Source organism: Rubrivivax soli (genome assembly GCF_049810355.1).
GTDB lineage: Bacteria > Pseudomonadota > Gammaproteobacteria > Burkholderiales > Burkholderiaceae_C > Rubrivivax.
In genome coordinates this window covers 2361516-2385716 of sequence record NZ_CP187368.1, presented here as the reverse complement: position 1 = coordinate 2385716, position 24201 = coordinate 2361516, and the positions used below count along the sequence as shown (strand labels likewise).

Annotated in this window: 23 protein-coding genes and 1 pseudogene; 10 read left to right on the top strand and 14 right to left on the bottom strand. The window is 72.4% G+C overall.

What is annotated here, in order from left to right; genetic code table 11:
• Nucleotides 1-4: 4 nt before the first annotated feature.
• Together ACPOLB_RS10750 and pcp are read left to right on the top strand one after the other, a co-directional pair.
• The gene (locus ACPOLB_RS10750; RefSeq protein ID WP_425261358.1) at nucleotides 5-3607 is read left to right on the top strand and encodes a hydantoinase B/oxoprolinase family protein; all 3603 of its coding nucleotides are present in this window, start codon (nucleotides 5-7) and stop codon (nucleotides 3605-3607) included.
• Complete coding sequence (gene pcp, locus ACPOLB_RS10745; RefSeq protein WP_425261357.1) at nucleotides 3604-4281, top strand: pyroglutamyl-peptidase I; 678 nt, start codon at nucleotides 3604-3606, stop codon at nucleotides 4279-4281. Before ACPOLB_RS10750 ends, pcp begins: the two co-directional genes overlap by 4 nt.
• A 14-nt stretch (nucleotides 4282-4295) precedes the next feature.
• On the opposite strand, the gene ACPOLB_RS10740 is transcribed toward pcp, so the two are convergent.
• Together ACPOLB_RS10740 and ACPOLB_RS10735 are read right to left on the bottom strand one after the other, a co-directional pair.
• A complete protein-coding gene (locus ACPOLB_RS10740; RefSeq protein ID WP_425261356.1) occupies nucleotides 4296-4523 on the bottom strand; it encodes a zf-HC2 domain-containing protein in 228 nt (75 codons plus the stop codon).
• Nucleotides 4520-5089: a sigma-70 family RNA polymerase sigma factor gene (locus ACPOLB_RS10735; protein ID WP_425261355.1), complete on the bottom strand. Its 570-nt coding sequence runs from the start codon at nucleotides 5087-5089 to the stop codon at nucleotides 4520-4522. Before ACPOLB_RS10735 ends, ACPOLB_RS10740 begins: the two co-directional genes overlap by 4 nt.
• Nucleotides 5090-5213: 124 nt before the next feature.
• Between ACPOLB_RS10735 and ACPOLB_RS10730 the strand changes: the two genes are divergently transcribed.
• From ACPOLB_RS10730 to ACPOLB_RS10715, 4 genes are read left to right on the top strand one after another with little or no spacing between them, the layout of a single operon-like run.
• Entirely contained in the window at nucleotides 5214-5489 is a 276-nt protein-coding gene (locus ACPOLB_RS10730; RefSeq protein WP_425261354.1) for a DUF2282 domain-containing protein, read from the top strand.
• A gap of 5 nt (nucleotides 5490-5494) precedes the next feature.
• Nucleotides 5495-6418 carry a DUF692 domain-containing protein gene (locus tag ACPOLB_RS10725; RefSeq protein WP_425261353.1) on the top strand — a complete coding sequence of 308 codons (924 nt, stop codon included), beginning with the start codon at nucleotides 5495-5497 and terminating at the stop codon, nucleotides 6416-6418.
• Nucleotides 6415-7218: a putative DNA-binding domain-containing protein gene (locus tag ACPOLB_RS10720; protein ID WP_425261352.1), complete on the top strand. Its 804-nt coding sequence runs from the start codon at nucleotides 6415-6417 to the stop codon at nucleotides 7216-7218. The genes ACPOLB_RS10725 and ACPOLB_RS10720 overlap by 4 nt, the downstream gene beginning before the upstream one ends.
• Nucleotides 7215-7679, top strand: coding sequence for a DoxX family protein (locus ACPOLB_RS10715; RefSeq protein ID WP_425261351.1), 465 nt, complete (start codon nucleotides 7215-7217; stop codon nucleotides 7677-7679). The genes ACPOLB_RS10720 and ACPOLB_RS10715 overlap by 4 nt, the downstream gene beginning before the upstream one ends.
• Here ACPOLB_RS10715 and ACPOLB_RS10710 read toward each other — a convergent pair.
• The 8 genes from ACPOLB_RS10710 to ACPOLB_RS10675 form a co-directional block, all read right to left on the bottom strand.
• The gene (locus ACPOLB_RS10710) at nucleotides 7657-8520 is read right to left on the bottom strand and encodes a TonB C-terminal domain-containing protein (protein ID WP_425261350.1); all 864 of its coding nucleotides are present in this window, start codon (nucleotides 8518-8520) and stop codon (nucleotides 7657-7659) included. The genes ACPOLB_RS10715 and ACPOLB_RS10710 overlap by 23 nt on opposite strands.
• Nucleotides 8517-8951, bottom strand: coding sequence for an ExbD/TolR family protein (locus ACPOLB_RS10705; RefSeq protein WP_425261349.1), 435 nt, complete (start codon nucleotides 8949-8951; stop codon nucleotides 8517-8519). The genes ACPOLB_RS10710 and ACPOLB_RS10705 overlap by 4 nt, the downstream gene beginning before the upstream one ends.
• Before the next feature lies 1 nt (nucleotide 8952).
• Nucleotides 8953-9642, bottom strand: coding sequence for a protein TolQ (gene tolQ / locus ACPOLB_RS10700; protein ID WP_425261348.1), 690 nt, complete (start codon nucleotides 9640-9642; stop codon nucleotides 8953-8955).
• A complete protein-coding gene (gene ybgC, locus ACPOLB_RS10695; protein ID WP_425261347.1) occupies nucleotides 9639-10055 on the bottom strand; it encodes a tol-pal system-associated acyl-CoA thioesterase in 417 nt (138 codons plus the stop codon). Before ybgC ends, tolQ begins: the two co-directional genes overlap by 4 nt.
• A gap of 51 nt (nucleotides 10056-10106) precedes the next feature.
• Nucleotides 10107-10490: a TssQ family T6SS-associated lipoprotein gene (locus ACPOLB_RS10690; protein ID WP_425261346.1), complete on the bottom strand. Its 384-nt coding sequence runs from the start codon at nucleotides 10488-10490 to the stop codon at nucleotides 10107-10109.
• Between the two features lie 11 nt (nucleotides 10491-10501).
• The gene (locus ACPOLB_RS10685) at nucleotides 10502-12181 is read right to left on the bottom strand and encodes a serine/threonine-protein kinase (protein ID WP_425261345.1); all 1680 of its coding nucleotides are present in this window, start codon (nucleotides 12179-12181) and stop codon (nucleotides 10502-10504) included.
• A 162-nt stretch (nucleotides 12182-12343) separates the two neighbouring features.
• On the bottom strand, nucleotides 12344-13543 hold the full coding sequence (locus tag ACPOLB_RS10680) for a pyridoxal phosphate-dependent aminotransferase (protein ID WP_425261344.1): 1200 nt from the start codon (nucleotides 13541-13543) through the stop codon (nucleotides 12344-12346).
• Nucleotides 13544-13698: 155 nt separating this feature from the next.
• Nucleotides 13699-16296, bottom strand: a complete 2598-nt coding sequence (locus tag ACPOLB_RS10675) for a S8 family serine peptidase (protein ID WP_425261343.1) — start codon at nucleotides 16294-16296, stop codon at nucleotides 13699-13701.
• 243 nt (nucleotides 16297-16539) lie between these two features.
• Between ACPOLB_RS10675 and ACPOLB_RS10670 the strand changes: the two genes are divergently transcribed.
• The 4 genes from ACPOLB_RS10670 to ACPOLB_RS10655 all read left to right on the top strand — a co-directional run bounded on the left by ACPOLB_RS10670 (nucleotide 16540) and on the right by ACPOLB_RS10655 (nucleotide 20522).
• Nucleotides 16540-17217: a GNAT family N-acetyltransferase gene (locus ACPOLB_RS10670; protein WP_425261342.1), complete on the top strand. Its 678-nt coding sequence runs from the start codon at nucleotides 16540-16542 to the stop codon at nucleotides 17215-17217.
• A 90-nt stretch (nucleotides 17218-17307) separates the two neighbouring features.
• On the top strand, nucleotides 17308-18537 hold the full coding sequence (gene argJ / locus ACPOLB_RS10665) for a bifunctional glutamate N-acetyltransferase/amino-acid acetyltransferase ArgJ (RefSeq protein WP_425261341.1): 1230 nt from the start codon (nucleotides 17308-17310) through the stop codon (nucleotides 18535-18537).
• A gap of 67 nt (nucleotides 18538-18604) precedes the next feature.
• Complete coding sequence (locus ACPOLB_RS10660; RefSeq protein WP_425261340.1) at nucleotides 18605-19912, top strand: MFS transporter; 1308 nt, start codon at nucleotides 18605-18607, stop codon at nucleotides 19910-19912.
• A gap of 1 nt (nucleotide 19913) precedes the next feature.
• Nucleotides 19914-20522 carry a GNAT family N-acetyltransferase gene (locus tag ACPOLB_RS10655; RefSeq protein WP_425261339.1) on the top strand — a complete coding sequence of 203 codons (609 nt, stop codon included), beginning with the start codon at nucleotides 19914-19916 and terminating at the stop codon, nucleotides 20520-20522.
• On the opposite strand, the gene ugpQ is transcribed toward ACPOLB_RS10655, so the two are convergent.
• The 4 genes and pseudogenes from ugpQ to ugpA form a co-directional block, all read right to left on the bottom strand.
• Nucleotides 20505-21272 (bottom strand): glycerophosphodiester phosphodiesterase, encoded by a 768-nt coding sequence (gene ugpQ / locus ACPOLB_RS10650; RefSeq protein ID WP_425261338.1) that lies wholly within the window; start codon nucleotides 21270-21272, stop codon nucleotides 20505-20507. The two genes, ACPOLB_RS10655 and ugpQ, sit on opposite strands and share 18 nt — an antisense overlap.
• Nucleotides 21269-22336: a sn-glycerol-3-phosphate import ATP-binding protein UgpC gene (locus ACPOLB_RS10645; protein WP_425261337.1), complete on the bottom strand. Its 1068-nt coding sequence runs from the start codon at nucleotides 22334-22336 to the stop codon at nucleotides 21269-21271. Before ACPOLB_RS10645 ends, ugpQ begins: the two co-directional genes overlap by 4 nt.
• A gap of 17 nt (nucleotides 22337-22353) precedes the next feature.
• A pseudogene (gene ugpE / locus ACPOLB_RS10640) lies at nucleotides 22354-23209 on the bottom strand (sn-glycerol-3-phosphate ABC transporter permease UgpE).
• A gap of 10 nt (nucleotides 23210-23219) precedes the next feature.
• Nucleotides 23220-24107 (bottom strand): sn-glycerol-3-phosphate ABC transporter permease UgpA, encoded by an 888-nt coding sequence (gene ugpA, locus ACPOLB_RS10635; RefSeq protein ID WP_425261336.1) that lies wholly within the window; start codon nucleotides 24105-24107, stop codon nucleotides 23220-23222.
• Nucleotides 24108-24201: the final 94 nt, after the last annotated feature.

The following is a 24201-nucleotide window of genomic DNA, read 5'->3' as shown; positions in this document are numbered from 1 at the left end:
CCTCATGACCACGACACGCTGGCAGTTCTGGATCGACCGCGGCGGCACCTTCACCGACATCGTCGGCCGCACGCCCGAAGGCGGACTGCAGACGCTGAAGCTGCTGAGCGAGAACCCCGAGCAGTACACCGACGCCGCGGTCGAGGGCATCCGCCGCCTGCTCGGGCTGGCGCCGGGCGAGGCCATCACGCCGGCCCTGGTGGACTGCGTGAAGATGGGCACCACGGTGGCCACCAACGCGCTGCTGGAACGCAAGGGCGACCGCACGCTGCTGGTCACCACGCGGGGTTTCCGCGACGCGCTGCGCATCGCCTACCAGGCGCGGCCGCGGCTGTTCGAACGCCACATCGTGCTGCCCGAGCTGCTGTACGAGCGCGTGGTCGAGGCCGTCGAACGCGTGGGCGCCGACGGCACGCTGCTGGAGCCGCTGGACGAGGCGCACCTGCGCGAACGCCTGTGGGCCGCCTTCGACAGCGGCATCCGCGCCTGTGCCATCGTCTTCATGCACGGGTACCGCTACACCGCGCACGAGGCGGCGGCGGCGCGCATCGCGCGCGAGGTCGGCTTCACGCAGGTCAGCGTCTCGCACGAGGTCAGCCCGCTGATGAAGCTGGTCTCGCGCGGCGACACCACGGTGGTCGACGCCTACCTCAGCCCCATCCTGCGCCGCTACGTCGACCGCGTCGCGCACCAGATGCCGGGCGTGCGCCTGTTCTTCATGCAGAGCAGCGGCGGCCTCACCGAGGCGCACCACTTCCAGGGCAAGGACGCCATCCTCAGCGGCCCGGCCGGCGGCATCGTCGGCATGGTGCGCACGGCCGTGGCGGCGGGGCACGAGAAGGTCATCGGCTTCGACATGGGCGGCACCAGCACCGACGTCAGCCACTACGCCGGCAGCTTCGAGCGCGCCTTCGAGACGCAGGTGGCGGGCGTGCGCATGCGCGCGCCGATGATGAGCATCCACACCGTGGCCGCCGGCGGCGGCAGCCTGCTGCAGTTCGACGGCGCGCGGCTGCGCGTGGGCCCGGAGAGCGCCGGTGCCAACCCCGGCCCGGCCAGTTACAGGCGCGGCGGGCCGCTGGCCACCACCGACGCCAACGTGCTGCTGGGCAAGATCCAGCCGGCGCACTTCCCGCGGGTGTTCGGGCCCGGCGCCGACGAGCCGCTGGACCGCGACGGCGTGGTGCAGAAGTTCGAGGCCCTGGCCGCCGAGGTGCAGGCCGCCACCGGCCGCGCCACCACGCCCGAGTCGCTGGCCGAAGGCTTCCTGCAGATCGCGGTGCAGAACATGGCCAACGCCATCAAGCGCATCTCGGTGGCGCGCGGCTACGACGTCACGCAGTACACGCTGCAGTGCTTCGGCGGGGCCGGCGGCCAGCACGCGGCGCTGGTGGCCGACGCGCTGGGCATGACGCGCGTGTTCGTGCACCCGCTGGCCGGCGTGCTGTCGGCCTACGGCATGGGCCTGGCCGACCAGATCGCGATGCGCGAGGCCTCGGTCGAGCTGCCGCTGGACGCCGCCGGCCTGGCCGCTGCCGAGGCGCAACTGGACGTGCTGGGTGCTGCGGCGGCCGACGAGGTGGCGTCGCAGGGCGTGGCGCGCGCGGCGATCACGCTGCGCCGCAACGTGCACGTGCGCTACCAGGGCACCGACACGGCCCTTGTCGTGCCGCTGGAAGGGGGCCTGGACGGCATCCGCGCGGCCTTCGAGGCCGGCTACCGGCAGCGCTTCGCGTTCCTGATGCCGTCGCGCGGCCTCGTCGTCGAGGCAGTGTCGGTGGAAGCGGTGGGCGCGGGCGAACGCTTCGAGCCGCCGCTGCAGGCCGAGGCCGCGCCGCACGTGCCGGCGCCCGACGCGCAGGTGCGCATGTACAGCGGCGGCTGGCACGACGCGGGCCTCTTCGTGCGCGAGTCGCTGGCGCCCGGCGCGGTGATCGACGGCCCGGCGATCGTGGCCGAGCGCAACGCCACCACGGTGGTCGAGCCCGGCTGGCGCGCCACGCTCACGGCGGCCGGCCCGATCGCGCTGCAGCGCGTGCGGCCGCGCGCCACGCAGCACGCCATCGGCACCGAGGCCGACCCGGTGATGCTGGAGGTGTTCAACAACCTCTTCATGAACATCGCCGAGCAGATGGGGCTGCGGCTGCAGAACACCGCGTACTCGGTGAACATCAAGGAGCGGCTGGACTTCAGCTGCGCGCTGTTCAGCGCCGACGGCGCGCTGATCGCCAATGCGCCGCACATGCCCGTGCACCTGGGCTCGATGAGCGAGAGCATCAAGACCGTGATCGAGCGCAACCCGGCGATGGCCGAGGGCGACGTCTACGTGCTCAACGACCCGTACCACGGCGGCACGCACCTGCCCGACGTCACCGTCGTCACGCCGGTGTACCTGGCGGCTGGGGACGCCCGGCCGGCGTTCTACGTTGCCAGCCGCGGCCACCATGCCGACATCGGCGGCAGCACGCCGGGCTCGATGCCGCCGTTCAGCAAGACCATCGCCGAGGAAGGCGTGCTGCTCGACAACTTCCTGCTCGTGCGCGACGGCATGCTGCGCGAGCCCGAGTTGCGGGCGCTGCTGGGCAGCGGCGACTGGCCTGCACGCAATCCCGACCAGACGATTGCCGACCTGCGCGCGCAGATCGCCGCCAACGAGAAGGGCGTGCAGGAGCTGCGCGCGATGGTGGCGCAGTTCGGCCGCGACACGGTGGCCGCCTACATGCGCCACGTGCAGGACAACGCCGAGGAATCGGTGCGCCGTGTCATCACGGCGCTGAAGGACGGCCAGTTCACGCTGCCGCTGGACAACGGCGCGCAGATCGCGGTGCGGGTCACGGTGGACCGCGCGGCGCGTGCCGCCACCATCGACTTCACCGGCACCAGCGCGCAGCTGCCGAACAACTTCAACGCGCCGAAGGCGGTGACGATGGCCGCCGTGCTGTACGTGTTCCGCACGCTGGTGGACGACGACATCCCGCTCAACGCCGGCTGCCTGAAGCCGCTGCAGGTGGTGGTGCCCGCGGGCTGCATGCTGAACCCGAACCCGCCCGCCGCCGTGGTGGCCGGCAACGTCGAGACCAGCACCTGCGTCACCAACGCGCTGTACGGCGCCCTGGGCGTGATGGCGGCCAGCCAGTGCACGATGAACAACTTCACCTTCGGCAACGCCACCCACCAGTACTACGAGACGATCTCAGGCGGCAGCGGCGCCGGGCCGGGCTTCGACGGCACCAGCGTCGTGCAGACGCACATGACCAACTCGCGCCTGACCGACCCCGAGGTGCTGGAGTTCCGCTTCCCGGTGCGGCTGGACAGCTACAGCGTGCGCGCCGGCAGCGGCGGCGCGGGGCAGTTCCGCGGCGGCGACGGCGGCGTGCGCCGCGTGCGCTTCCTCGAGGCGATGACGGCCTCGATCCTCAGCAACGGCCGCACCGTCCCGGCCTTCGGCATGGCCGGCGGCGCGCCGGGGGCGCTGGGCATCAACCGGGTGGAGCGCGCCGACGGCCGCGTCGAGACGCTGGGCCACATCGGCTCGGCCGAGATGGCGCCGGGCGACGTGTTCGTGATCGAGACGCCCGGCGGCGGCGGCTACGGCACGCCGGCATGACGGGCGCTGCATCCAGCGGCCCGGCGCCGCTGCTGCTGACCGGCTTCGAGCCCTTCGGCGGCGAGACGGTCAACCCGTCGTGGCAGGTGGCGCAGGCGCTGCACGGCACGCAGCTGCACGGCGTGCCGGTGGTGGCGCTGCAGCTGCCGTGCGTGTTCGGGCAGGCGCTGGCGGTGCTGCAGGGCGCGCTGCAGCGGCTGCGGCCGCAGGCCGTGCTGGCGCTGGGGCAGGCGGGCGGGCGCTGCGACCTGTCGCTGGAGCGGGTGGCGATCAACGTCGACGACGCGCGCATCGCCGACAACGCCGGCGCGCAGCCGGTGGACGAGCCCGTCGTGCCCGGCGGCCTGGCGGCGTACTTCGCCACCTTGCCGATCAAGGCCATGGTGGCGGCGCTGCGCGAGGCGGGTTTTCCGGCGTCGGTGTCGCAGACCGCCGGCACCTTCGTCTGCAACCACGTCTTCTACGGGCTGATGCATGCGCTGCACGGCCAGCCCGGCGTGCGCCGCGCCCGCGGCGGCTTCATGCACCTGCCGCTGCTGCCCGAGCAGGCCGCGCGTCACCCGGGCCAGCCCAGTCTGCCACTGGCGACGCTGGTGGCGGGCACCCAGCTGGCACTGGCCACGGCGCTGGCGGTGCAGGTGGACGTGCGGATCGGCGGCGGGGCGGTCAGCTGAGGCGTATCGCAGCGTCAGCGCGGCGGCGCGCCGCCGTCACTGCCGTCGCCGCCGTCGTCCCCGTACTGCTTCCAGCGCCCCACCGCCCGGCGCATGAACTGCACCTGCCGCGCGAACTCGGGGCAGGTCTTGCAGATCAGCATGTGCACGCGCACGCCCAGGCGCTCGCTCAGGCGCAGGTGGCGGTCCTCGCCTTCGAGCACCAGGCGCGTCACGTCGCGGCAGCTGAGGGTGGTCTTCATCGCTTGCTCGGAGTGTCGTGGGGGCCGAACCAGTGCTGCTGCAGGCAGCTGCGCAGCCGCAGCCGCGCGCGGTGCAGCAGCACCCACAGGTTCGTCGGCGTGATCGCCAATTCCTGACAGATCTCGGCGCTGTCGAGTTCCAGCCACTCGCGCATCATGAACACGCGGCCCTGCACGCCGGGCAGCTGCTGCACGCAGAGCTCCATCACCGTGAAGAACTCGCGCTCGCGCAGCGCGTGCTCGGGGTCGCCCCACGGTTGGGGCGCTTCGCGCCAGTGGCCGTCGGCGGTGAACAGCATGTCGTCGAGATCGGCGCTGTCGTCGTCGCTCATCAGCGTGGCTTCGCGCGTGTGGCGGCGCAGCTGGTCGATCAGCTTGTGCTTCAGGATGCCGAACAGCCAGGTCTTCAGCTGCGACGCACCGCTGAAGGACTGCGGCTTCTCGAGGGCCGCCAGCAGCGTCTCGGAGACGGCATCCTCGGCCCAGGCCTCGTTGCGCAGCTGGTGCCGCGCGAAGCGCAGCAGCTGCGGCCGCAGGGCCTGCACCTCGCGGGCGAAGTCGGTCACGGGCAGGGCGGTGTCGGGCGGCGCATGTCCTGCAGTGTAAGGACTGGACCCGCGCCGCGACTAGCGTGGCGTCGGCGGCGCGTGCTGCCCGGCACCATCGCAACCCACTTCCGGAGTTCGTCCCATGAACCAGCGTCTCATCGTCTCGTCCGCGCTCGCCTCCGCGCTCGCCCTGGGCCTCGTCGGCCAGGTCGCCGCCCAGGACAAGGGCAAGGAGAAGTGCTACGGCATCGCCAAGGCCGGCCAGAACGACTGCGCCAACCTGTCGGGCAGCCACTCGTGCGCCGGCCAGTCCAAGGTCGACAACGCCGCCGACGAGTGGAAGTACGTCGCCAAGGGCACCTGCAAGGACATGAAGGGCAAGAGCGAAGCCGAAGCCAAGATGGCGATGAAGAAGTGAGCCCCGTGCACCGCGACCCCGCGCCGGCGCCCGTGCGCAGCGGCATCGGCCTGCGGCAGCCGCACCTGGCGGCGCTGCTCGACAGCCGGCCCGCGCTGGCCTTCGTCGAGGTGCACTCGGAGAACTACTTCGCCGACGGCGGCGCCGCGCTGGCGGCGCTGCACGCGGCGCGTGCGGCGTACCCGGTCAGCCTGCACGGCGTGGGGCTGTCGCTCGGCGCCGCGGCGGGGCTGGACACCTGGCACCTGGAGCGGCTGGCACAGCTGGTGGAGCGCATCGAGCCCGTGCGCGTGAGCGACCACGCCAGCTTTGCACGCGCGCCGCGCCACCACGGCGCGGCGCCTGTGCATGCCGGCGACCTGCTGCCCATCGCCTTCACCGACGCGTCGCTGCACATCCTGGCGGCCAACGTGCAGCGCGTGCAGGACCGGCTGCGGCGGCCGATCCTGGTCGAGCACCTGTCGGCCTACCTGCACTGGGCCGACGACCGCATCGCCGAGCCGCAGTTCTTCGACCTGCTGGCGCGGCGCAGCGGCTGCCAGCTGCTGCTGGACGTGAACAACCTGGTGGTGAACGCGCTGAATGCGGTCCATGCAGCGCAGGTCGACGGCGGCGCGCGTGGCACCGGCGCCGAAGCCGCCGCCGTGGCGCAGGCCTGCGCCTGGATCGACGCCATCGACCCCCGGCACGTCGGCGAGATCCACCTCGCCGGCTACACCGACACCGGCGACATCGTCATCGACGACCACGGCAGCCGCGTGCACGCGCCGGTGTGGCAGGTCTACCGCCACGCCATCGGGCGCCTGGGCCCGCGGCCCACGCTGGTGGAATGGGACACCGACCTGCCGGCGCTGCCGGTGCTGCTGGACGAAGCGGCGCTGGCCGAGTCCGTGCTGGCCGCGGCGGCACTGCAGCCCGAGCCCGCATGACCGGCGTCGACCTGCACAAGGAAGCGCTGCGCCAGCAACTGCTGCTGCGCGCGCTGTGGCGCGACGCACGGCCTGCCGTCGTGAGCGGCTGGCTGCGCGACGGCGCACGCGCGCCGCGCGGCCTGCAGGCCTACCAGGCCCATGCCGGCGCGCTGGCCGAGCGTGCGCTGGCGGCGGCCTATCCCACGCTGCAGCAGCTGCTCGGCGACACGTCGTTCGCCGCGCTGGCGCGTGCGCACTGGCATGCCGAGCCGCCCGAGCGCGGCGACATCGGCCAGTGGGGCGCGGCGCTGCCGGGCTGCATCGCCGCCGATGCGCAGCTGGCCGACGAGCCCTACCTCGCCGACGTGGCGCGCCTGGAGTGGGCCGTGCACCTGGCCGCGTGTGCGGCCGATGCGGCGCCGGCCACCGGGCTGGAGCGTCTGGCCGATGCCGAGCCGGCGGCGTTGTGGCTGCAGCTGCAGCCGGGCACGGCCCTCGTGCGGTCGCCGCACCCGATCGTGACGCTGTGGCACGCGCACCGCAGCGACGCCGACGACCGTTTCGCGCCCGTGCGCGCAGCCTTCGCCGCCGGCAGCGGCGAGGCGGCGCTGGTGCGCCGGTGCGGCTGGCGCACCGAGGTGCTGGCGCTGGATGCCGCCCGCGCGGGCTTCACCGCCGCGCTGCTGGCCGGGCAGACGCTGGCCGGCGCGCTGGAGGCCGCCGGCGACGGCTTCGCCTTCGAACCCTGGCTGCTCGACGCGCTGCAGTGCGGTGCGCTGGCGGCCGTCGCTCCCCACCCGATCACGGAACCGACATGACGACGTGGCTGCAAGACGGCTGGCAGCTGGCCTGCCGCATCCGCTCCCTTCTGGACCATCTGCAAGCGCCGGCACAGCTGGCGGCGCGGCTGTTCGTGGGCCACGCGTTCTTCGCGTCCGGCCTGACCAAGCTGCGCGACTGGGAGATCACGCTGGCGCTGTTCGAGGACGAGTACCACGTGCCGCTGCTGCCGCCCGAGCTGGCGGCCGTGCTGGGCACCGGTGGCGAACTGGTGCTGCCGGTGCTGCTGGTGCTGGGCCTGGCCGGGCGCTTCGCCGCTGCCGGGCTGTCGGTCGTGAACGTGGTGGCGGTGCTGAGCCTGGCCGAGATCGCACCGGCGGCCCTGCAGCAGCACCAGTTCTGGGGCAGCCTGCTGGTGGCGTTGCTGCTGTGGGGGCCGGGCCGCTGGTCGCTGGACGCGCTGCTGGCCCGCCGCTTCACTCCTGCGGCCGGAAGGTGATGATCAGGGCCTTCGGCACGCGCCCGTCGGTGTCGCGCGGCAGCGTGCGGGTGCGGTCGATGGCGCGCAGCACCGAGTCGTCGTAGTCGGGGTTGCCGCTGCTCTTGACCAGGCGGCGCGCGATGATGCTGCCGCCGGCGGCCGCCACCACCTCGACCTCGGCCGCGGGGTTGCCGTCGATGGCGCCGCTGTAGACCCAGTTCGAGCGGATCTTGCGCACCAGCAGGCCCACGTAGGCCTGCGACGGCGCCGCGTCCTGGGCGGCCGTGCCGGTGCTGGTGGCCGGTCCGGTGCCGGCGGGCAGCGAGCCCATCATGCGCCGCAGCTGGTCCTCGCGCAGCTGGGCGAGCCGGGCTTCCTCGGCCTTGCGCTCCTCGGCCAGGCGCTTCTTCTCGTCCGCCAGCCGCTTCTTCTCGTCGGCCAGGCGCTTCTTCTCGTCGGCCGCCTTCTTGTCGGCGGCGGCCTTGTCGGCGTCAGCCCTGGCCTTCAGCCGCGCCGCCTCGTCCTGCTGCGCGCGTTCGAGCCGGCGGCGCTCGGCGCGCTCGATCGCGATCTGGGCCTCGTTGATGGCGGCGGCGGCCGGCGGCGGCGCCGGCGCAGGGGCCGGCGCCGGGGCCGGTGCAGGCGCCGGCTCGGGCGGCTGCTCGGCGCGCGGCGCGGCCACCTGCGGAACGGCCGCCCACAGCTCGGCGCTGACGACTTCGGGCGTGGCCGTGCGCCACTGCACGCCCAGCGCCAGCGCCGCCAGCAGCCCGCCGTGCACCAGCACGGCCAGCGCGGCGCCGGACGCCATGCCTTCGGGCGGGCGCGGCAGCAGGGCGTCGGGCACGGCCTGGTTCATGACCCCTGCTTGACCGACAGCCCCACGCGCTTGACGCCGGCCTTCTGCAGCGTGTCCATCACGCGCACGACGCTGTCGTACTTCACGTTGCGGTCGGCACTGATCACCACCGGCATGTCGGCATTGCCGGCCTGCGTGCTGCGCACCCGCGCGGGCAGCTGCGCCAGCGTCACCGCGGCCGGCTCTGCGGCCTGGCTGCCGTCGATCAGCCGCAGCCGCAGGCGCTCGTCGGTGCCGATGACGATCTCGATGACGCTGCCGGGCCGCTGCTGCGACTTGCCCACCGAGGGCAGCTCGACGACACCGGTGGTGATCAGCGGCGCCGTCACCATGAAGATGATCAGCAGCACCAGCATCACGTCGATGAACGGGACCATGTTGATCTCGTTGATCGAGCGCCGGCCGCGGCCGCGCGAGACGAGCGCGGGCATGTCAGTGCGGCCCGGCGCCGGCGCCGGCGCCGGCGTTGCGCTGCAGGATGTTCGAGAACTCCTCGATGAAGGTCTCGAGCTGCGTGGCGATGCGGTCGATGTCGCGTGCGAAGCGGTTGTAGGCGATCACCGCCGGGATCGCCGCGAACAGGCCGATGGCGGTGGCCACCAGCGCTTCGGCGATGCCGGGCGCCACGGTGGCCAGCGTCACCTGCTGCAGGTTGGACAGGCCGACGAACGCATGCATGATCCCCCACACGGTGCCGAACAGGCCCACGTACGGCGAGACCGAGCCCACCGAGGCCAGGAAGCTGAGGTTGCTTTCCACCACGTCGAGCTCGCGCTGGTAGCTCGCGCGCATCGCGCGGCGCGCGCCGTCGAGCTGCGCGCCGGCATCCAGCCGCTTCTCGCGCAGCTTCAGGAACTCGCGCATGCCGCTGGCGAAGATGCGCTCCATCGGCGCCGACGCCACCTTGCTGGTGGCGGCCTGGTGCAGTTCGGTGAGGCTGCGGCCCGACCAGAACTCGCGTTCGAAGTCCTCGTTCTGGCCCCGCACGCTGCGCAGCCCGAAGAGCTTGCCGAAGATCACCGTCCAGCTGGCCAGCGAGACCAGCACGAGGCCGCCCATGACGAGCTGCACCACCAGGCTGGCCTGGGTGACGAGGGTGAGGATGGAGAGGTCCTGGTTCATCGCAAGCAGTCTTGAATCTCAATGGGAATGCGCACCGGGCGGAAGGTTCCGTGGTCGACGCAGCCGATGCGGATCGTGCCTTCGGCCAGCAGCGCGTCGCCGCACCAGGCCTGCTGCGCGACCACGATCGAAGCCCGGCCGGCCTCGCGCACGGCCACCGTGACCTCGAGCGCGTCGTCCAGGCGCGCCGGGCGCAGGTAGCGCACCTGCGTCTCGGCGACGATGAAGATGGCGCCGGTGCGCTCGCGCAGGGCCTGCTGGCCGATGCCCAGGCTGCGCAGCCACTCGGTGCGCGCGCGTTCGAAGAACTTCAGGTAATTGGCGTAGAACACCACGCCGCCGGCGTCGGTGTCTTCCCAGTAGACACGCAGCGGGTGGCGGAAGGGCGCGGCTGGCGGCGGGGAGGCGGTCATCGGCGCGCGGATTATGCGGGACGCCCCCGCGGCGCCCCGCCGCCGTGGCGGCTACGGCAGTGTGCGCTTGTAAACCGGGCCCCACAGCGGGTGGCCGGTTTCGGAACGGCTGAGCGCGAACGCCGGGTCGGCGGCCCGCGCGGCACGGAAGGCGTCCTCGCAGGCCGGCACGCGGTCGCTGGTGCAGGTGATGAAGGCCAGCAGCTTGTGCGCCGTGGCCTGGTCGCGACCGGTCTGCAGCCCGCCGGCCAGCGCCTTGCGCAGCGCGGTCTCGGCCACGGCGTAGTTGCCGTCGTCGTAGGCACGGATGCCCTCGAACAGCGCCCGCTCGGCGGGGCGTTCCATCAGGTCGGCCAGGCCGGAAGGCGCCGGCTGCGGCGCGGCGCAGGCCGCCAGCAGCAGGGCGACCGCCAGGGCGGTGTAACGCAACATCATGGGCGCCGAGTCTACGACCCGAAGCGGTGGCGCACCGTGGCCGGCTTGTCGGGGCTGACCTGCACGGTCAGCGTCAGCGGCGGGAAGTCCTCGTTGCGCACGGTGATGGTGTGCGTGCCTTCGGTGAGCGTCAACCGGGTCAGCGGCGGCGTGGTGCCGGCGCCCTGGCCGTCGACCTCGACCTGGCCCCAGGGGCTGATGGCCAGCTGCACCACGCCGGTGGCCACGGGGGCCGCGGCGGTGGTGCCGCCGGCGGGCCGGGTGTCTCTGGCACTGCCCGCATCGCGCTGGGTGGCCGCGGCCGTGCGCGGCGCGCGCGGCGGCGCCGCCGGGGGGCGCGGGGCCGTGGCCGCCGGCGTCGACACGGTGGCGGCGACGGTGGCAGCCGGGGCCGCCGAGGCAGATGCCGCGCCCGGCTGCGCGTCCGCCACCGCGGCCGAGGCGGTGGGCGACTCGGCGGCAGCTTCGACCACGGCCGGCGGGGGCATCGCCGCGGCAGGCGCGGCCACCACCGGTGCGGGCTCGGGCCGACCCGACACCACCAGCGCCACCACCGCCACCGCCACCAGTCCGCCCCCGGCGAGCAGCCAGCCACGGCGCGGCGTGGCGGGCGCCGGGGCCGGCTTGCGCGCGGCGCGCTGCGGTCGATCGGTGCCGGCTGCCGGGGCGTTCAGGCTGTCGGCCCAGCGGCGCAGGTCCTGGGCCATCTCGCCGGCGTGGCTGTAGCGCTCGGCCGGCAGCCGCGCCATGGCGCGCGCTGCGATGGCCGACAGCGCCGGCGGCACCGTCTCGCGCAGCTCGTGCGCGGGGGTCACCGCGCCGCTGCGCACGGCCCGCGTGATGGTCTCGAGGCTGTCGCCGTCGAAGGCCTTGCGGCCCGCCAGCAGCTCGTACAGCACGACGCCGAGCGCGTAGATGTCGGTGCGGGCGTCGATCTCGCCGCCGTCCAGCTGCTCGGGCGCCAGGTAGTGCGGCGAGCCGGCCACCAGGCCGTCCAGCGACGGCAGCACCGAACGGTGCGCGACGCGCGCGATGCCGAAGTCCAGCACCTTGGGCTTGTCGCGCTTGGTGATGAAGATGTTGGCCGGCTTGATGTCGCAGTGCACGACGCCGCGGCCGTGCGCGTAGGCGAGCGCGTCGGCGACGCGCCGCACCAGCTGCGCCGACTGCGCCGGTGTCGGCCGCCAGCCCGCGGCCAGCGCCTGGCGCAGGTCGCGCCCGCGCAGGCGCTCCATCGCGATGTAGACGCCGTGGGCCGAGAGCCCGGCATCGAAGATCGTGACGATGCACGGATGGTTCAGGCCGGCCGCGGCGCGGGCCTCGTTCAGGAACAGCCCGTCGAGCGACAGCCGCGTCGGCGTGTCGAGGCTGAACTGCAGCGTCTTCACCGCCACCGTGCGCGACAGCAGCGGGTCCCAGGCCTCGTACACCGCGCCGAGCCCGCCCTGTCCGAGCTGCTGCTTCAGCGCATAACGGCCAATGTGAGACAGCGTGGGCGCACTCGCCGCCGGCGGCGTGGGGTCGAGATCGGTCGACGCATCGGCGGGCAGCGAATCGGGCGCCAGCGTGTCGGGCGGCAGCGCGTCGGCGTCGGCATCCGCGGTGGCCATCGGCAGGCCGGAGCCCGCGCCAGGCAGCGCGACGGTGGTGTCGGGGGCAGGCGCAAGCTCGGTGGCCGCGAAATCGGGCACCGGGGCGGGCGCAGGGCCGGCCGGCCCCGGGCGCTGGAAGAGGTTGTATCCCACAGGGGCGCAGCTTACGGGGCTTGCGCCTGCGGAACACTGCAAAAAGCGTGGCTTTGGCCCTGCGTTTAACGCGCTGTCACGCTTTCGACAAGCCTGTGCGGTTCTCTTTCACGCGCGCGCAAGTTCGCGTCCGATGCGGGCAACGGCCGTCTCCAGCTGCTCCATGGCGCTGGCGAACGACAGCCGCAGGTAGGTCTCGGCCGCCGCAGGGCCGAAGTCGCGACCGGGTGTCAGCGCCACATGGGCGCTGTCCATCAGGTCGAAGCAGAAGTCCCAGCTGCTCGGGTTGAAGCGCGACACGTCGGCCCAGGCGTAGAACGCGCCGTCGGGCGCCACCGGCACCGGCAGGCCCAGGCGTTCGAGCGCCGGCACGATGAAGTCGCGGCGCCGGCGGAATTCGCCGCGGCGGTGTTCGTAGGCGGCGATGGCCTCGGGCTCGAAGCAGGCCAGCGCCGCCTGTTGCGCCAGCGTCGACGCGCAGATGTAGAGGTTCTGCGCCAGCTTCTCCACCGGCGCGACCAACTCGGGCGGCACCACCATCCAGCCCAGGCGCCAGCCCGTCATGCTGAAGTACTTGGAGAAGCTGTTGATCGAGATGACGTCGTCGCCCAGGCCGCCGGGCAGGCCGAGCGCGCTGTGGCCGTAGGCGTCGTCGTAGCTCAGGCCGAGGTAGATCTCGTCGACGATCGTGACGCCACCGCGTGCGCGCACGAACTCGGCGATGGCCGCCATCTCGGCGCGCGCGATGGAGGTGCCCGTCGGGTTGCCCGGAGAAGCCAGCAGCACGCCGCGCGTGGCCGGCGTCCAGTGCGCCGCGACCGACGCGGCGTCGAGCTGGAAGCGGCTGGCCGGCGTGGTGGGCAGCAGCCGCGCCTGCGCCCCGACCGCGGCGACGAAGTGGCGGTTGCAGGGGTAGCTGGGATCGGGCATCAGCACTTCGTCACCGGACTCGAAGAGCGCCAGGCAGGCCAGCTGCAGCGCGGCCGATGCGCCCGCGGTGACGACGATGCGCTCGGGCGCCACGTCGATGCCGAAGCGGCTGGCGTACCAGCCCGCGATGCGCCGCCGCAGCGCGGGCAGGCCAGTGGCGTGGGTGTACTGCGTGCGGCCGCTGCGCAGGCAGGCTTCGGCCGCCTGCAGCACCGGCGGCGGTGCCGTGAAGTCGGGCTCGCCGATGTTCAGGTAGACCATCGGCTCGCCCCCCCGGGCCGGGTCGCAGGCCGGGCTGCGCGCGATGGCGTCGGCGTGCTTGGCGCACTCCATCACGTAGAACGGGTCGATGAAGCGCAGGCGGTCCGCGAGTTTCATGGGCGGGTCATGAGCCGTGTCGCTCATCTCGTGGGCAAAGCGTTCCAGTGTAGTGCCCGACCCCCCAATGAAAACCGCCTGCCGGGCGCGAACCCGGCAGGCGGTGCAGGCCGCCGCCGCGCGCCGGGGCCGCAGCCCCGGCGCGCGGCGTGCGATCACGGACGTGCAATCGTGATCGTCGGCGAGGTCCAGGTCTCCCAGTGCGCCGGGTTGGTCTCGTCACCCAGCGCCTTCAGCACCGACACCTTCACGACGTAGTTGCCGTTGGGCGCCTCGCGCACCGCCACCGGGTTGCCGGTGCGGCCGCGGAAGGTGATGCCGTCCCAGGTGAAGGCGAAGAAGCCGCCCGGGGTGGCGCTGCGCGTCACGTACTCGTCGTCGCTGACCTTGCCCACGAAGGCACCGGTGCCGGCGTCGAAGGCCTCCAGCTTGATCTGGCGCGACAGGTGGTCGAGGTGCATCAGGAAGTACGGGATGTTGCCGTCGGCCATCGTGAACGTCGCACCAGCCGGCTGGTTGGTGTACGAACCACCGGCCAGCGACGCCAGCCACGGGAAGCCGTTGGCCGTCGGGGTGAGCACCTGGGTCGTCTGGTAGTCACCCTTCATGCCGCCGTAGGGCACGCTCATCTTGGTGCCGGCGCCGGTGGGCGTCAGCGTGATGTAGCCGCCATACAGGCTGCGGTCGGGCAGCGACTCGTTGGCCGTGATGGTCACGTCGACGCTGGCGCTGCCGTTGGCGGGCAGGTTCAGCGTGGTGGTGCTCAGCGTCACGGTCGCCGGCGCGTCGAAGACGCCCGTGATGTTGTACGACGCGCCCGTGGTCGTGTTCGGACCCGCGGCGACACCCGAGACATGGCCCACCGTGTAGGTGGCCGGCGAACGCGACAGGTTGCGCACCGTCAGCGTCTGCTTGTACGAACCCGAGGCGCTTTCGCCGGTGGCGATCTGGCTCGGCGTCACCATGGCCGTGGCCGTGACGGTGCCGACGATGTCCATCATGCCCGCGCCCTGGCGGAAGCTGTGGTCCAGCAGGCCCAGGCTGGCGTTGCCCGACCAGTTCTTCGGATCGGCCGTGTTTTGCAGCCGCGCCATCATCTGCTGCGCGTTGATCTTCGGGTTGGCCTGCATCACCAGCGCCGCGCCGCCCGCGACGTGCGGTGCCGACATCGAGGTGCCCGACAGCGTGGCCGCGCCGCCCAGTTCCAGCGGGTAGCTGGACAGGATGCCGCCGCCCGGGGCGCCGATGTTGGGCTTGAAGCCCAGTTCGGCGGTGAGGCCGAAGGAGCTGAAGCCCGAGATCAGGCCGCCGGTGCCGAAGGGGAAGCTGACGTAGGCGCTGCCCCACTCCAGCGTGGTGGTGCCCGCGGTGATGGCGGCGTCGAGCGCGGCGCCCTGCGCGGCCGTGATGCCCACGACCGGGATCGTGATCGGCGGCGTGCCGGCGACGGTGGCGTTCAGCGCGCCGGCCGCGTTGTTGTACAGCACGACGGCGGCGGCGCCGGCGGCCTGGGCGTTGGCGGCCTTGATGTAGAACGAGCAGGTGCCGCGGCGGATCAGCACGGCCTTGCCGGCGACGTCGGCGGTGATCGGCGCGCAGCCGTCGTCCGCGGTCGTCGTGGTGCCGGTCTTGGCCATCGTCAGGCTGCCGGAGGTGGGGGCTGCGGGCGCGCCGCCGGCGGCGGTGAAGCCGTAGGGCGTGCCGGCCACGTTGAAGGACAGCTGCGCGTTGTCGAACGAGGCGACGCCGATGACCTTGTCGCCCACGCCCGGGGCGCCGGCCGCGAACAGCGCGTCGGGCGAGCTGCCGCCGGGGCCGTTGTTGCCGATCGAGGCAACCATCACCACACCCTTGTTGACCAGGCGCGACGTGGCCTGGGCGGTCGGGTACTGCGGCCATTGGCGCGCCGCGCCCAGGCTCTGGTTGATGACCTGCATGCCGTCGGCGTAGGCGCGCTCCAGCGCCTCGACGATGACGTCCGACGACGAGCTGCCGGCGCAGCCGAAGACGCGGTAGGCGCCGAACTGCACCTCGGGAGCCACGCCCTTCAGGCCGCCGCCGTTGGCGCCGACGATGCCCGCCACGTGCGTGCCGTGGCCGCCGCAGTCGTCGGGGTTGGCATCGGGCACGGGGATCAGGGCGGCGCCGGTGCCGCCGGCGTTGTAGGCATCGCCGACGAGGTCGTAGCCGGCCACGATGCGGGTGCTCGGGAAGGCGCTGGTGCCGGGCGTGCCCGAGCCGCCGAAGGCCGGGTGGTCGATGTCGATGCCGGTGTCGATGATGCCGACCTTGATGCCGCGGCCGGTGAGGCCCAGCGTGTTCTGCGCCACGTCGGCGCCGGTCAGGCCCAGGGCCGCGCCGAGGTCGGGCGCGGTCTCGCTGGCGTTGACGACGGGCCGGGACACGATCTCGACCGGGTAGAGCGCCTTCACGCCCTTCATGCGCTGCAGCTTCAGGCGGTTCGCGGCGTCGACCTCGATCGAGAAGCCGTTGAACAGCGTGTCAAATTGGCGGCGTTCCTTGAAGCGCACGCCGGCAGCCGTCGCGGCGCGCCGGAATTCGGCCTTCTCGGCACGGACCGTGGCCAGCGTGCGGCCGTCGGCCACCGGTGCACCGGCGAGTTCGACGAACCACAGACGGCCACCTTCGGCGGCCGACGCGGGAACGGACTGCGCCTGTGCCTGGCTCGCGAACAGCAGGCTTGCTGTCGCGACTGCGGTCAGCATCGGCACCAGGGCGGTTCTCTTCTTCATTCCTAACTCCTGTGATGGACGCGCTGATGGCGCATCTCTGAGGCTGCCTAGATGGCCTCGTCGGGCGGTGGCCCGGTTCGAGTCCGAGGGGCAGGCTGCCGGCTCGCCCCTTCGTGTCAAGCGATCTTCAGCGCTGACGCAAGACACCAAGCAGAGGGCTTGCCAGGGGGTGGGCCATGGCACCCCGCATTCGCGGGGGTGTGCGGTCGAGGGGCTTCCATGCTGCCGCGAGAATCGCGCCCCGTGCCTGTCTCCGTTCCGACTCCAGTTCCCGCCCACGCTCCGGCGCATGGGCAGCCTCCCGACTCCCCGGCCGCCGCTGCGCTGCCGGCCAGCGACCTGCGGTCGGGCCCCCAGGCGCTGGCAGCGGCTGCGCCGGCGAGCTTCTCGTCGGCGCGCCTGCGCCTGGAGCGGCCCCGCGCCGCCCATGCGGAGGCCGTGCGCGAGAGCGTCAACGCCTCGCTCGCCGGACTGCGCTTCGTGCACTGGGCGCAGCAGGCCTTCGCGCTCGACGACGCACGCCGCTTCTGCGAAGCCGACGCCGAACGCGTGGCCGCCGGCGAGTGCCTGATCTACTTCGCCTTCGAGCGCGCCAGCGGCCGCTTCGTCGGCAACCTCGACCTGCACAGCTTCGACCACGCCGTGCCGAGCTGCCAGATCGGCTACGTCGGCGACACGCGCCTGGCCGGCCGCGGTCTGATGCGCGAGGCCGCGCTGGCGCTGATCGACCTGGGCTTCGGACTCGGCCTGCAGCGCATCGAGGCGCGCTGCGACCTGCGCAACGAACGGTCGATCCACTTCGCGCAGACGCTGGGGCTGCAGTACGAGGGCCTGATGCGCGGCGCCGCGCGCGACCCGCAGGGGCAGCTCTGCGACGAGGTGCTGCTGGCACGGCTGCGCGGCGACGCCCGGCCGGCCTGACGCGGCCACGGCCGGGCCGGGCAGCCGGCCATGCGCAGACAGGGCGCACTCCTACAATCGGCGGCCTTTCCCCCCGTCCAGGCCGCCACGATGCCCGTCCACCTCAGCGCTCCCGATCCGTCTTCCCTGCACCCGGTGCCCGGCGTGCGCCTGGGTGTCACGATGGCCGGCGTGCGCAAGGCCGGTCGCCGCGACCTGGTGGTGATGGCCATCGACGCCGGAGCCAGCGTGGCCGGGGTCTTCACGAAGAACCGCTTCTGTGCCGCCCCGGTGCAGGTGTGCCGCGAACACCTGGCCGCTGGTGGTGCGGTGCGCGCCATCGTGGTGAACACCGGCAACGCCAACGCCGGCACCGGGGCCGACGGCCTGGCGCGCGCGCGCCGCACCTGCGCCAGCCTGGCCACGCTGATGGGCGTGCTGCCTGAGCAGGTACTGCCGTTCTCCACCGGTGTCATCATGGAGACGCTGCCGGTCGAGCGCATCGAGGCCGGCCTGCCGGCCGCGCTGGCCGCGCTGCGCGCCGACGGCTGGGCCGAGGCCGCGCAGGGCATCATGACCACCGACACGCTGCCCAAGGCGGCGTCGCGGCAGCTGCAGATCGGCGGCCGCACGGTCAGCATCACCGGCATCAGCAAGGGCGCCGGCATGATCCGCCCGAACATGGCGACGATGCTGGGCTTCATGGCCACCGACGCCGTGATCGCGCCGGAACTGCTGCAGCCGCTGCTGCGCGAGGCCGCCGACCTCAGCTTCAACCGCATCACGATCGACGGCGACACCAGCACCAACGACAGCTTCGTGCTGGTGGCCACGCAGCAGGCCGGCCACGCGCCGATCACCGCGCTCGACAGCGCCGAGGGCCGCGCGCTGCGCGACGCGGTGGTGGCCGTGGCGCAGCAGCTGGCGCAGGCCATCGTGCGCGACGGCGAGGGCGCCACGAAGTTCATCACCGTGCAGGTGCAGGGCGGGCGCACCGAAGACGAATGCCGCCTCGCGGCCTACGCCATTGCGCACTCGCCGCTGGTGAAGACGGCGTTCTTCGCCAGCGATCCCAACCTCGGCCGCATCCTGGCCGCGGTGGGCTACGCCGGCATCGACGACCTGGACCAGGGCCTGATCGACCTGCACCTCGACGACGTGCACGTGGTGCACCAGGGCGGCCGCCGCCCCGAGTACCGCGAGGAAGACGGGCAGCGCGTGATGCAGCGCAGCGAGATCACCGTGCGCGTGCACCTGCACCGCGGCACGGCCGAGACCACCGTCTGGACCTGCGACCTCTCGCACGACTACGTCAGCATCAACGCCGACTACCGCTCCTGAGGCCGCGCCAGCAGCGTGCGGGCGGGTGCCCGCGCCTGGGCGCGCGACGACAGGAGACGACACGACCATGCATTCCCTTCTCTGGCAGCGGCTGCGCGCGGCGCTGACGCTGCCGCCCGGCGACCTGCTGCGCAACGCCACCTACCGCCGGCTCTGGACCTCGATCCTGATGAGCAGCTTCGGCGGCCAGGTGACGCTGCTGGCGCTGCCGCTGACGGCGGCCGTGCTGCTGCATGCCACGCCGATGCAGATGGGCCTGCTGACGGCCATCGAGGTGGCGCCCTTCGTGCTGTTCTCGCTGCCCAGCGGCGTCTGGCTCGACCGCGTGCGCAAGCTGCCGGTGTACGTGGCCGGCGAGACCATCATCGCGTTCACGGTGGCCAGCGTGCCGCTGGCGTGGTGGCTGGGCTGGCTGTCGATGACGTGGCTGTACGTCGTGGGCTTTCTCATCGGCACCGTGGCCACCACCGCCGGCACGGCCGCGCAGATCGTGCTGACCCAGGTGGTGCCGCGCGACCGGCTGGTGGAGGCGCATGCGAAGAACGCGCTCGCGACCTCGGGCTCGGAGGTGGCGGGTCCGGGCTTTGCTGGCCTGCTGATCAAGCTGTTCGGGGCGCCCGTGGCGCTGCTGGTCGACGCCGTGCTGCTGCTGCTGTCGGCCACGATCCTGCGTGGCATCCGCATCACCGAGGTGCGGCAGCCGCGCGCCGATGCGCACTTCGGCCGCGACCTCGCCGCCGGCCTGCGCTTCGTCTTCGAGCACCGGCTGCTGGTGGCGCTGGCGCTCACGGTGGGCGGCTGGCAGCTGTGCCACCACGCGGCGGTGGTGGTGCAGATCCTGGTGGCCACGCGCACGCTGGGTCTGTCGGAGCAGTCGGTGGGCCTGTGCTACGTGGGCATGGGCGCGGGCACGGTGCTGGCCAGCGTGTTCGGCAACCGCATCAGCCGCCGCATCGGCCCCGGGCCCTGCCTGGTGGCGGGCTTCGGCATCTGCGGCCTGGGCTGGGGCCTGCTCGCCGTGGCGCCGGCCGGGCCGCTGGGCGTGGCGGCGTTCGCGCTGATGCTGATGCTGTTCTCCAGCGGCGCGGTGCTGGTGTTCATCAACTTCCTGGCGCTGCGCCAGGCCGTCACGCCCGAGCCGCTGCTGGGCCGCATGACGAGCACGATGCGCTGGCTCACGGTGCTGCCGGCCGGCCCGGGCGCGCTGCTGGGCGGCTGGCTGGGCGAGACGCTGGGCCTGCGCTGGGCGCTGGGTTTTTCAGCGCTGGCGTCGGCGGTGCTGGTGACGCTGGCGTGGCGCCACCCGGTGATCCGCGGCGTGCGCACGCTGCCGCAGCCCGAGCCGGTGCGGCCCCTGGCCGCCGAAGGGACCTGACATGACACAGCCGATCCTGGTCGACGTGCCCGAGCGCCTGCAGACACCGCGCCTGGTGCTGCGCGCGCCGCGCCCGGGCGACGGCGCGGCGCTGAACGCCGCGGTGCTGGACTCGCTGGACGCGCTGCGCCCGTGGATGCCCTGGGCGCAGAGCGCTCCCACGCTGGAGGCGTCCGAAGCCGTGGCGCGCGAAGCGCACGGCAAGTTCCTGCTGCGCAGCGACCTGGTGTTCTCGCTGTGGCTGCACGACGGCCAGGGCCGCGAGACGCGGCTGGTGGGCGGCAGCGGCCTGCACCGCATCGACTGGAGCGTGCCGCGATTCGAGATCGGCTACTGGTGCCGCAGCGGCCACACCGGGCAGGGCCTGGTGACGGAAGCCGTGCGCGCACTCAACCGCCTGGCCTTCGACCAGCTGCAGGCGCAGCGCGTGGAGATCCGCATGGACGAGCGCAACACCGCGAGCTGGCGCGTGGCCGAACGCGCCGGCTTCACGCTGGAAGCCGTGCTGCGCAACGAGGCGCGCGACGTGGCCGGCGGCGTGCGCAACACGCGGGTCTACGCCCGCGTGCGCGGCGTCGAGGAAGCGGCCGCGTCAGGCGGCGGCGCCTGATGCGACGGGCAGGGCAGCGAACGGCGAAAAGCGGTCGACCGCGTCGGTGATGATCCCGTCGACGCCCAGCGCCAGCAGGCGCCGTGCATCGGCGTCCTCGTTCACCGTGTAGCACAGCGCGCGCAGGCCGGCGCCTTGCAGCTGCGCCACCAGCGCGGCGTCCATCAGCCGGTGGTTGGCGACCACGGCCACGCAGCCGAGCGACTGCGCCACGTCGAACCACTGCGGCCACAGCGTGTCGACCAGCAGCGCGCGCGGGATCTGCGGTGCGGTCTCGCGCGCGCCCTGCAGCGCCTCGGGGCGGAACGAACTGAACAGCAGCGGCGTCGCCTGGTCCTGCCACAGCCGCGTGCAGGCCTCGCCCACGGCCTGCCCGGTGGTGTGCTCGACGCCCGGCGTCGGCTTGATCTCGACGTTCAGCGCAAAGCCGTTGCATTGCACGTAGCGCGCGATGGCCTCCAGGCTGGGCAGGGGCTCGCCGGCGTAGAGGCGCGAGTGCCAGCTGCCGGCGTCGATGCGCGACAGCGCGGCCCAGACGCGGTCGCCCGCCGTGCCGTGTTCGGCCGTGGTGCGCTCCAGCGTCGCATCGTGCAGCAGGAAGGGCTGGCCGTCGGCGCTGAGCTTCACGTCGCACTCGAAGGCGCTGTAGCCGTGGGCCGCGCCGACGCGGAAGGCCGCCAGCGTGTTCTCGGGCGCCAGCTTGCCGGCGCCGCGGTGGGCGATCCAGCGCGGGAAGGGCCAGGCCGTCATCCTTCGACGCGCCGGCCGGTGCTGCCGTCGTACCAGTGCATGTGCTCGCGCGGCACGTGCAGGCGCACCGTGTCGCCCGGGCGCGGCGGCACCAGCGTGCCGTCGATGCGCAGCGTGAACGCGGCGTCGCCCAGGCGGCCGTAGACCAGGCGTTCGGCGCCCAGCATCTCGAGCATCTCCACCTGCAGCGGCCAGGCGCCGTCGGCGTGCAGCGACGCATGCTCGGGCCGCACGCCGAGCGTCAGCGCGCCGCCGCGCGGTGCGGCGCTCGGCAGCGGCAGCACCTGGCCGCCCACCGTGAACCGCGACCCGTCGGCGCTGCCGGTCAGCAGGTTCATCGGCGGGCTGCCGATGAAGCTGGCGACGAAGGTGGTGGCGGGCTGGCCGTACACGGCCTCGGGCGTGCCGATCTGCTCGATGCGACCGCCGTTCATCACGATCAGTCGCTGGCCCAGCGTCATGGCCTCGACCTGGTCGTGCGTGACGAACAGCGAGGTCACGCCCAGCTCGCGGTGCAGCTTCTGGATCTCCAGCCGCGTCTGCGCGCGCAGCTTGGCGTCGAGGTTCGACAGCGGCTCGTCGAACAGGAACACCTGCGGCTGGCGCACGATGGCGCGGCCCATCGCCACGCGCTGGCGCTGGCCGCCCGAGAGCTGGCGCGGCGTGCGGTCGAGCAGCGCGCCGAGCTCCAGGATCTTGGCCGCCTTCTGCACGCGCACCTCGATCTCGGCCTTGGGCACCTTCTGGATCTTCAGGCCGTACGCCATGTTGTCGTACACGCTCATGTGCGGGTACAGCGCGTAGTTCTGGAACACCATCGCGATGTCGCGCTCGGCCGGCTCGAGCTTGTTGACGACACGGCCGCCGATGTCGATCTCGCCGCCGGTGATCTCCTCCAGCCCCGCCACCATGCGCAGCAGCGTGCTCTTGCCGCAGCCGGAGGGGCCGACGATGACGATGAACTCGCCGTCCGGAATCTCGGCGTTGACGCCGTGGATCACCTTCACGGCCTTCGGCCCGTGGCCGTAGGTCTTCTCGACCTGTCGCAGGGAAATGGCACCCATGTTGTTTGCTTCGATGTCTACTTTTCGCTGTCGACCAGGCCCTTGACGAACCACTTCTGCATCAGGATCACCACCAGCGCCGGCGGCAGCATCGCCAGGATCGCCGTGGCCATCACGACGTTCCACTCGGTGGCGGCGTCGCCGCCGGTGATCATGCGCTTGATGCCCATCACCACCGGGTACATGTCCTCGCTGGTGGTCACGAGCAGCGGCCACAGGTACTGGTTCCAGCCGTAGATGAACTGGATCACGAACAGCGCCGCGATCGAGGTGCGCGACAGCGGCAGCAGCACGTCCCAGAAGAAGCGCATCGGCCCGGCGCCGTCGATGCGCGCGGCTTCCACCAGTTCGTTCTGGCACGGTCAGGAAGAACTGCCGGAACAGGAACGTGGCGGTGGCGCTGGCGATCAGCGGCACGGTGAGGCCGGCGTAGGTGTTGAGCATGCCGAGGTCGGAGACGACCTTGTAGGTGGGCAGGATGCGCACCTCCACCGGCAGCATCAGCGTCACGAAGATCATCCAGAACACGAAGTTCCGGAACGGGAAGCGGAAGTACACCACCGCGAAGGCCGACAGCAGCGAGATCGCGATCTTGCCGATGGCGATCACCAGCGCCGTGATCAGGCTCACGGCCATCATCGGCGCCACCGGCGGGTTGCCGCCGCCCTGCGTGTTGCTGCCGGCCAGCGCCCGCGTGTAGTTCTCCACCAGCTGGTCGCCGGGCAGCAGCGACATCGGCACGTTCTGCACGATGGCCTCGGCCGTCTGCGTGCTGGCGATGAAGGTGATGTAGACGGGGAAGGCGACGATCAGCACACCCAGGATCAGCACCAGGTGCGACAGCGTGTTCGCGATGGGACGGTTCTCGATCATCGGGCGGGCTTCAGTAGTTGACGCGCTTCTCGACGTAGCGGAACTGCACGATGGTCAGCGCGATCACGATCACCATCAGCACCACGCTCTGCGCCGCCGAGCCGCCCAGGTCCAGCGCCTTGAAGCCGTCGAAGTAGACCTTGTAGACCAGGATCGCCGTGTCCTTGCCCGGGCCGCCCGAGGTGGCCGCGTCGACGATGGCGAAGGTGTCGAAGAAGGCGTAGACGATGTTGATCACCAGCAGGAAGAAGGTGGTCGGCGTCAGCAGCGGGAACTGCACGGTCCAGAAGCGGCGCCAGGGGCCGGCGCCGTCGATGGCGGCGGCCTCGATCAGGCTCTTCGGGATCGACTGCAGCCCGGCCAGGAAGAACAGGAAGTTGTACGAGACCTGCTTCCACACCGCGGCCACGACGATCAGGGTCATCGCGTGGTTGCTGTTGAGCAGGTGGTTCCAGTCGATGCCCATGGCACGCAGCCAGAAGCTGACGATGCCCACCGAGGGCGCGAACATGAACAGCCACAGCACACCGGCCACCGCGGGCGCGACCGCGTAGGGCCAGATCAGCAGCGTGCGGTAGGCGCCGGCGCCGCGCACCACGCGGTCGGCCATCACGGCCAGTGCCATCGAGATCGCCAGCCCCAGGCCGGCCACCAGCAGCGAGAAGACCGCCGTGGTCTTGAACGACGCGAGGTAGGTCTCGTCTTCCCACAGGCGCAGGAAGTTCTGCGTGCCGACGAACTCGGTGCTGGTGCCGAAGGCATCTTCCTGCAGCACGCTCTGGTACAGCGCCTGGCCCGCGGGCCAGAAGAAGAAGACGATCACGATCACCAGCTGCGGCGCCACCAGCACCCAGGGCAGCCACGCAGAACGGAAGCGGACGCGTTTTTCGACGGCCAAGGCCGAACCTCTCGCAAGAAAACATCAACGCCCTGACCGGCGGCCGGTCAGGGCGCAAAGGTGCCCGGCGCCCAGGGCGCGCGGGCAAGCGGCG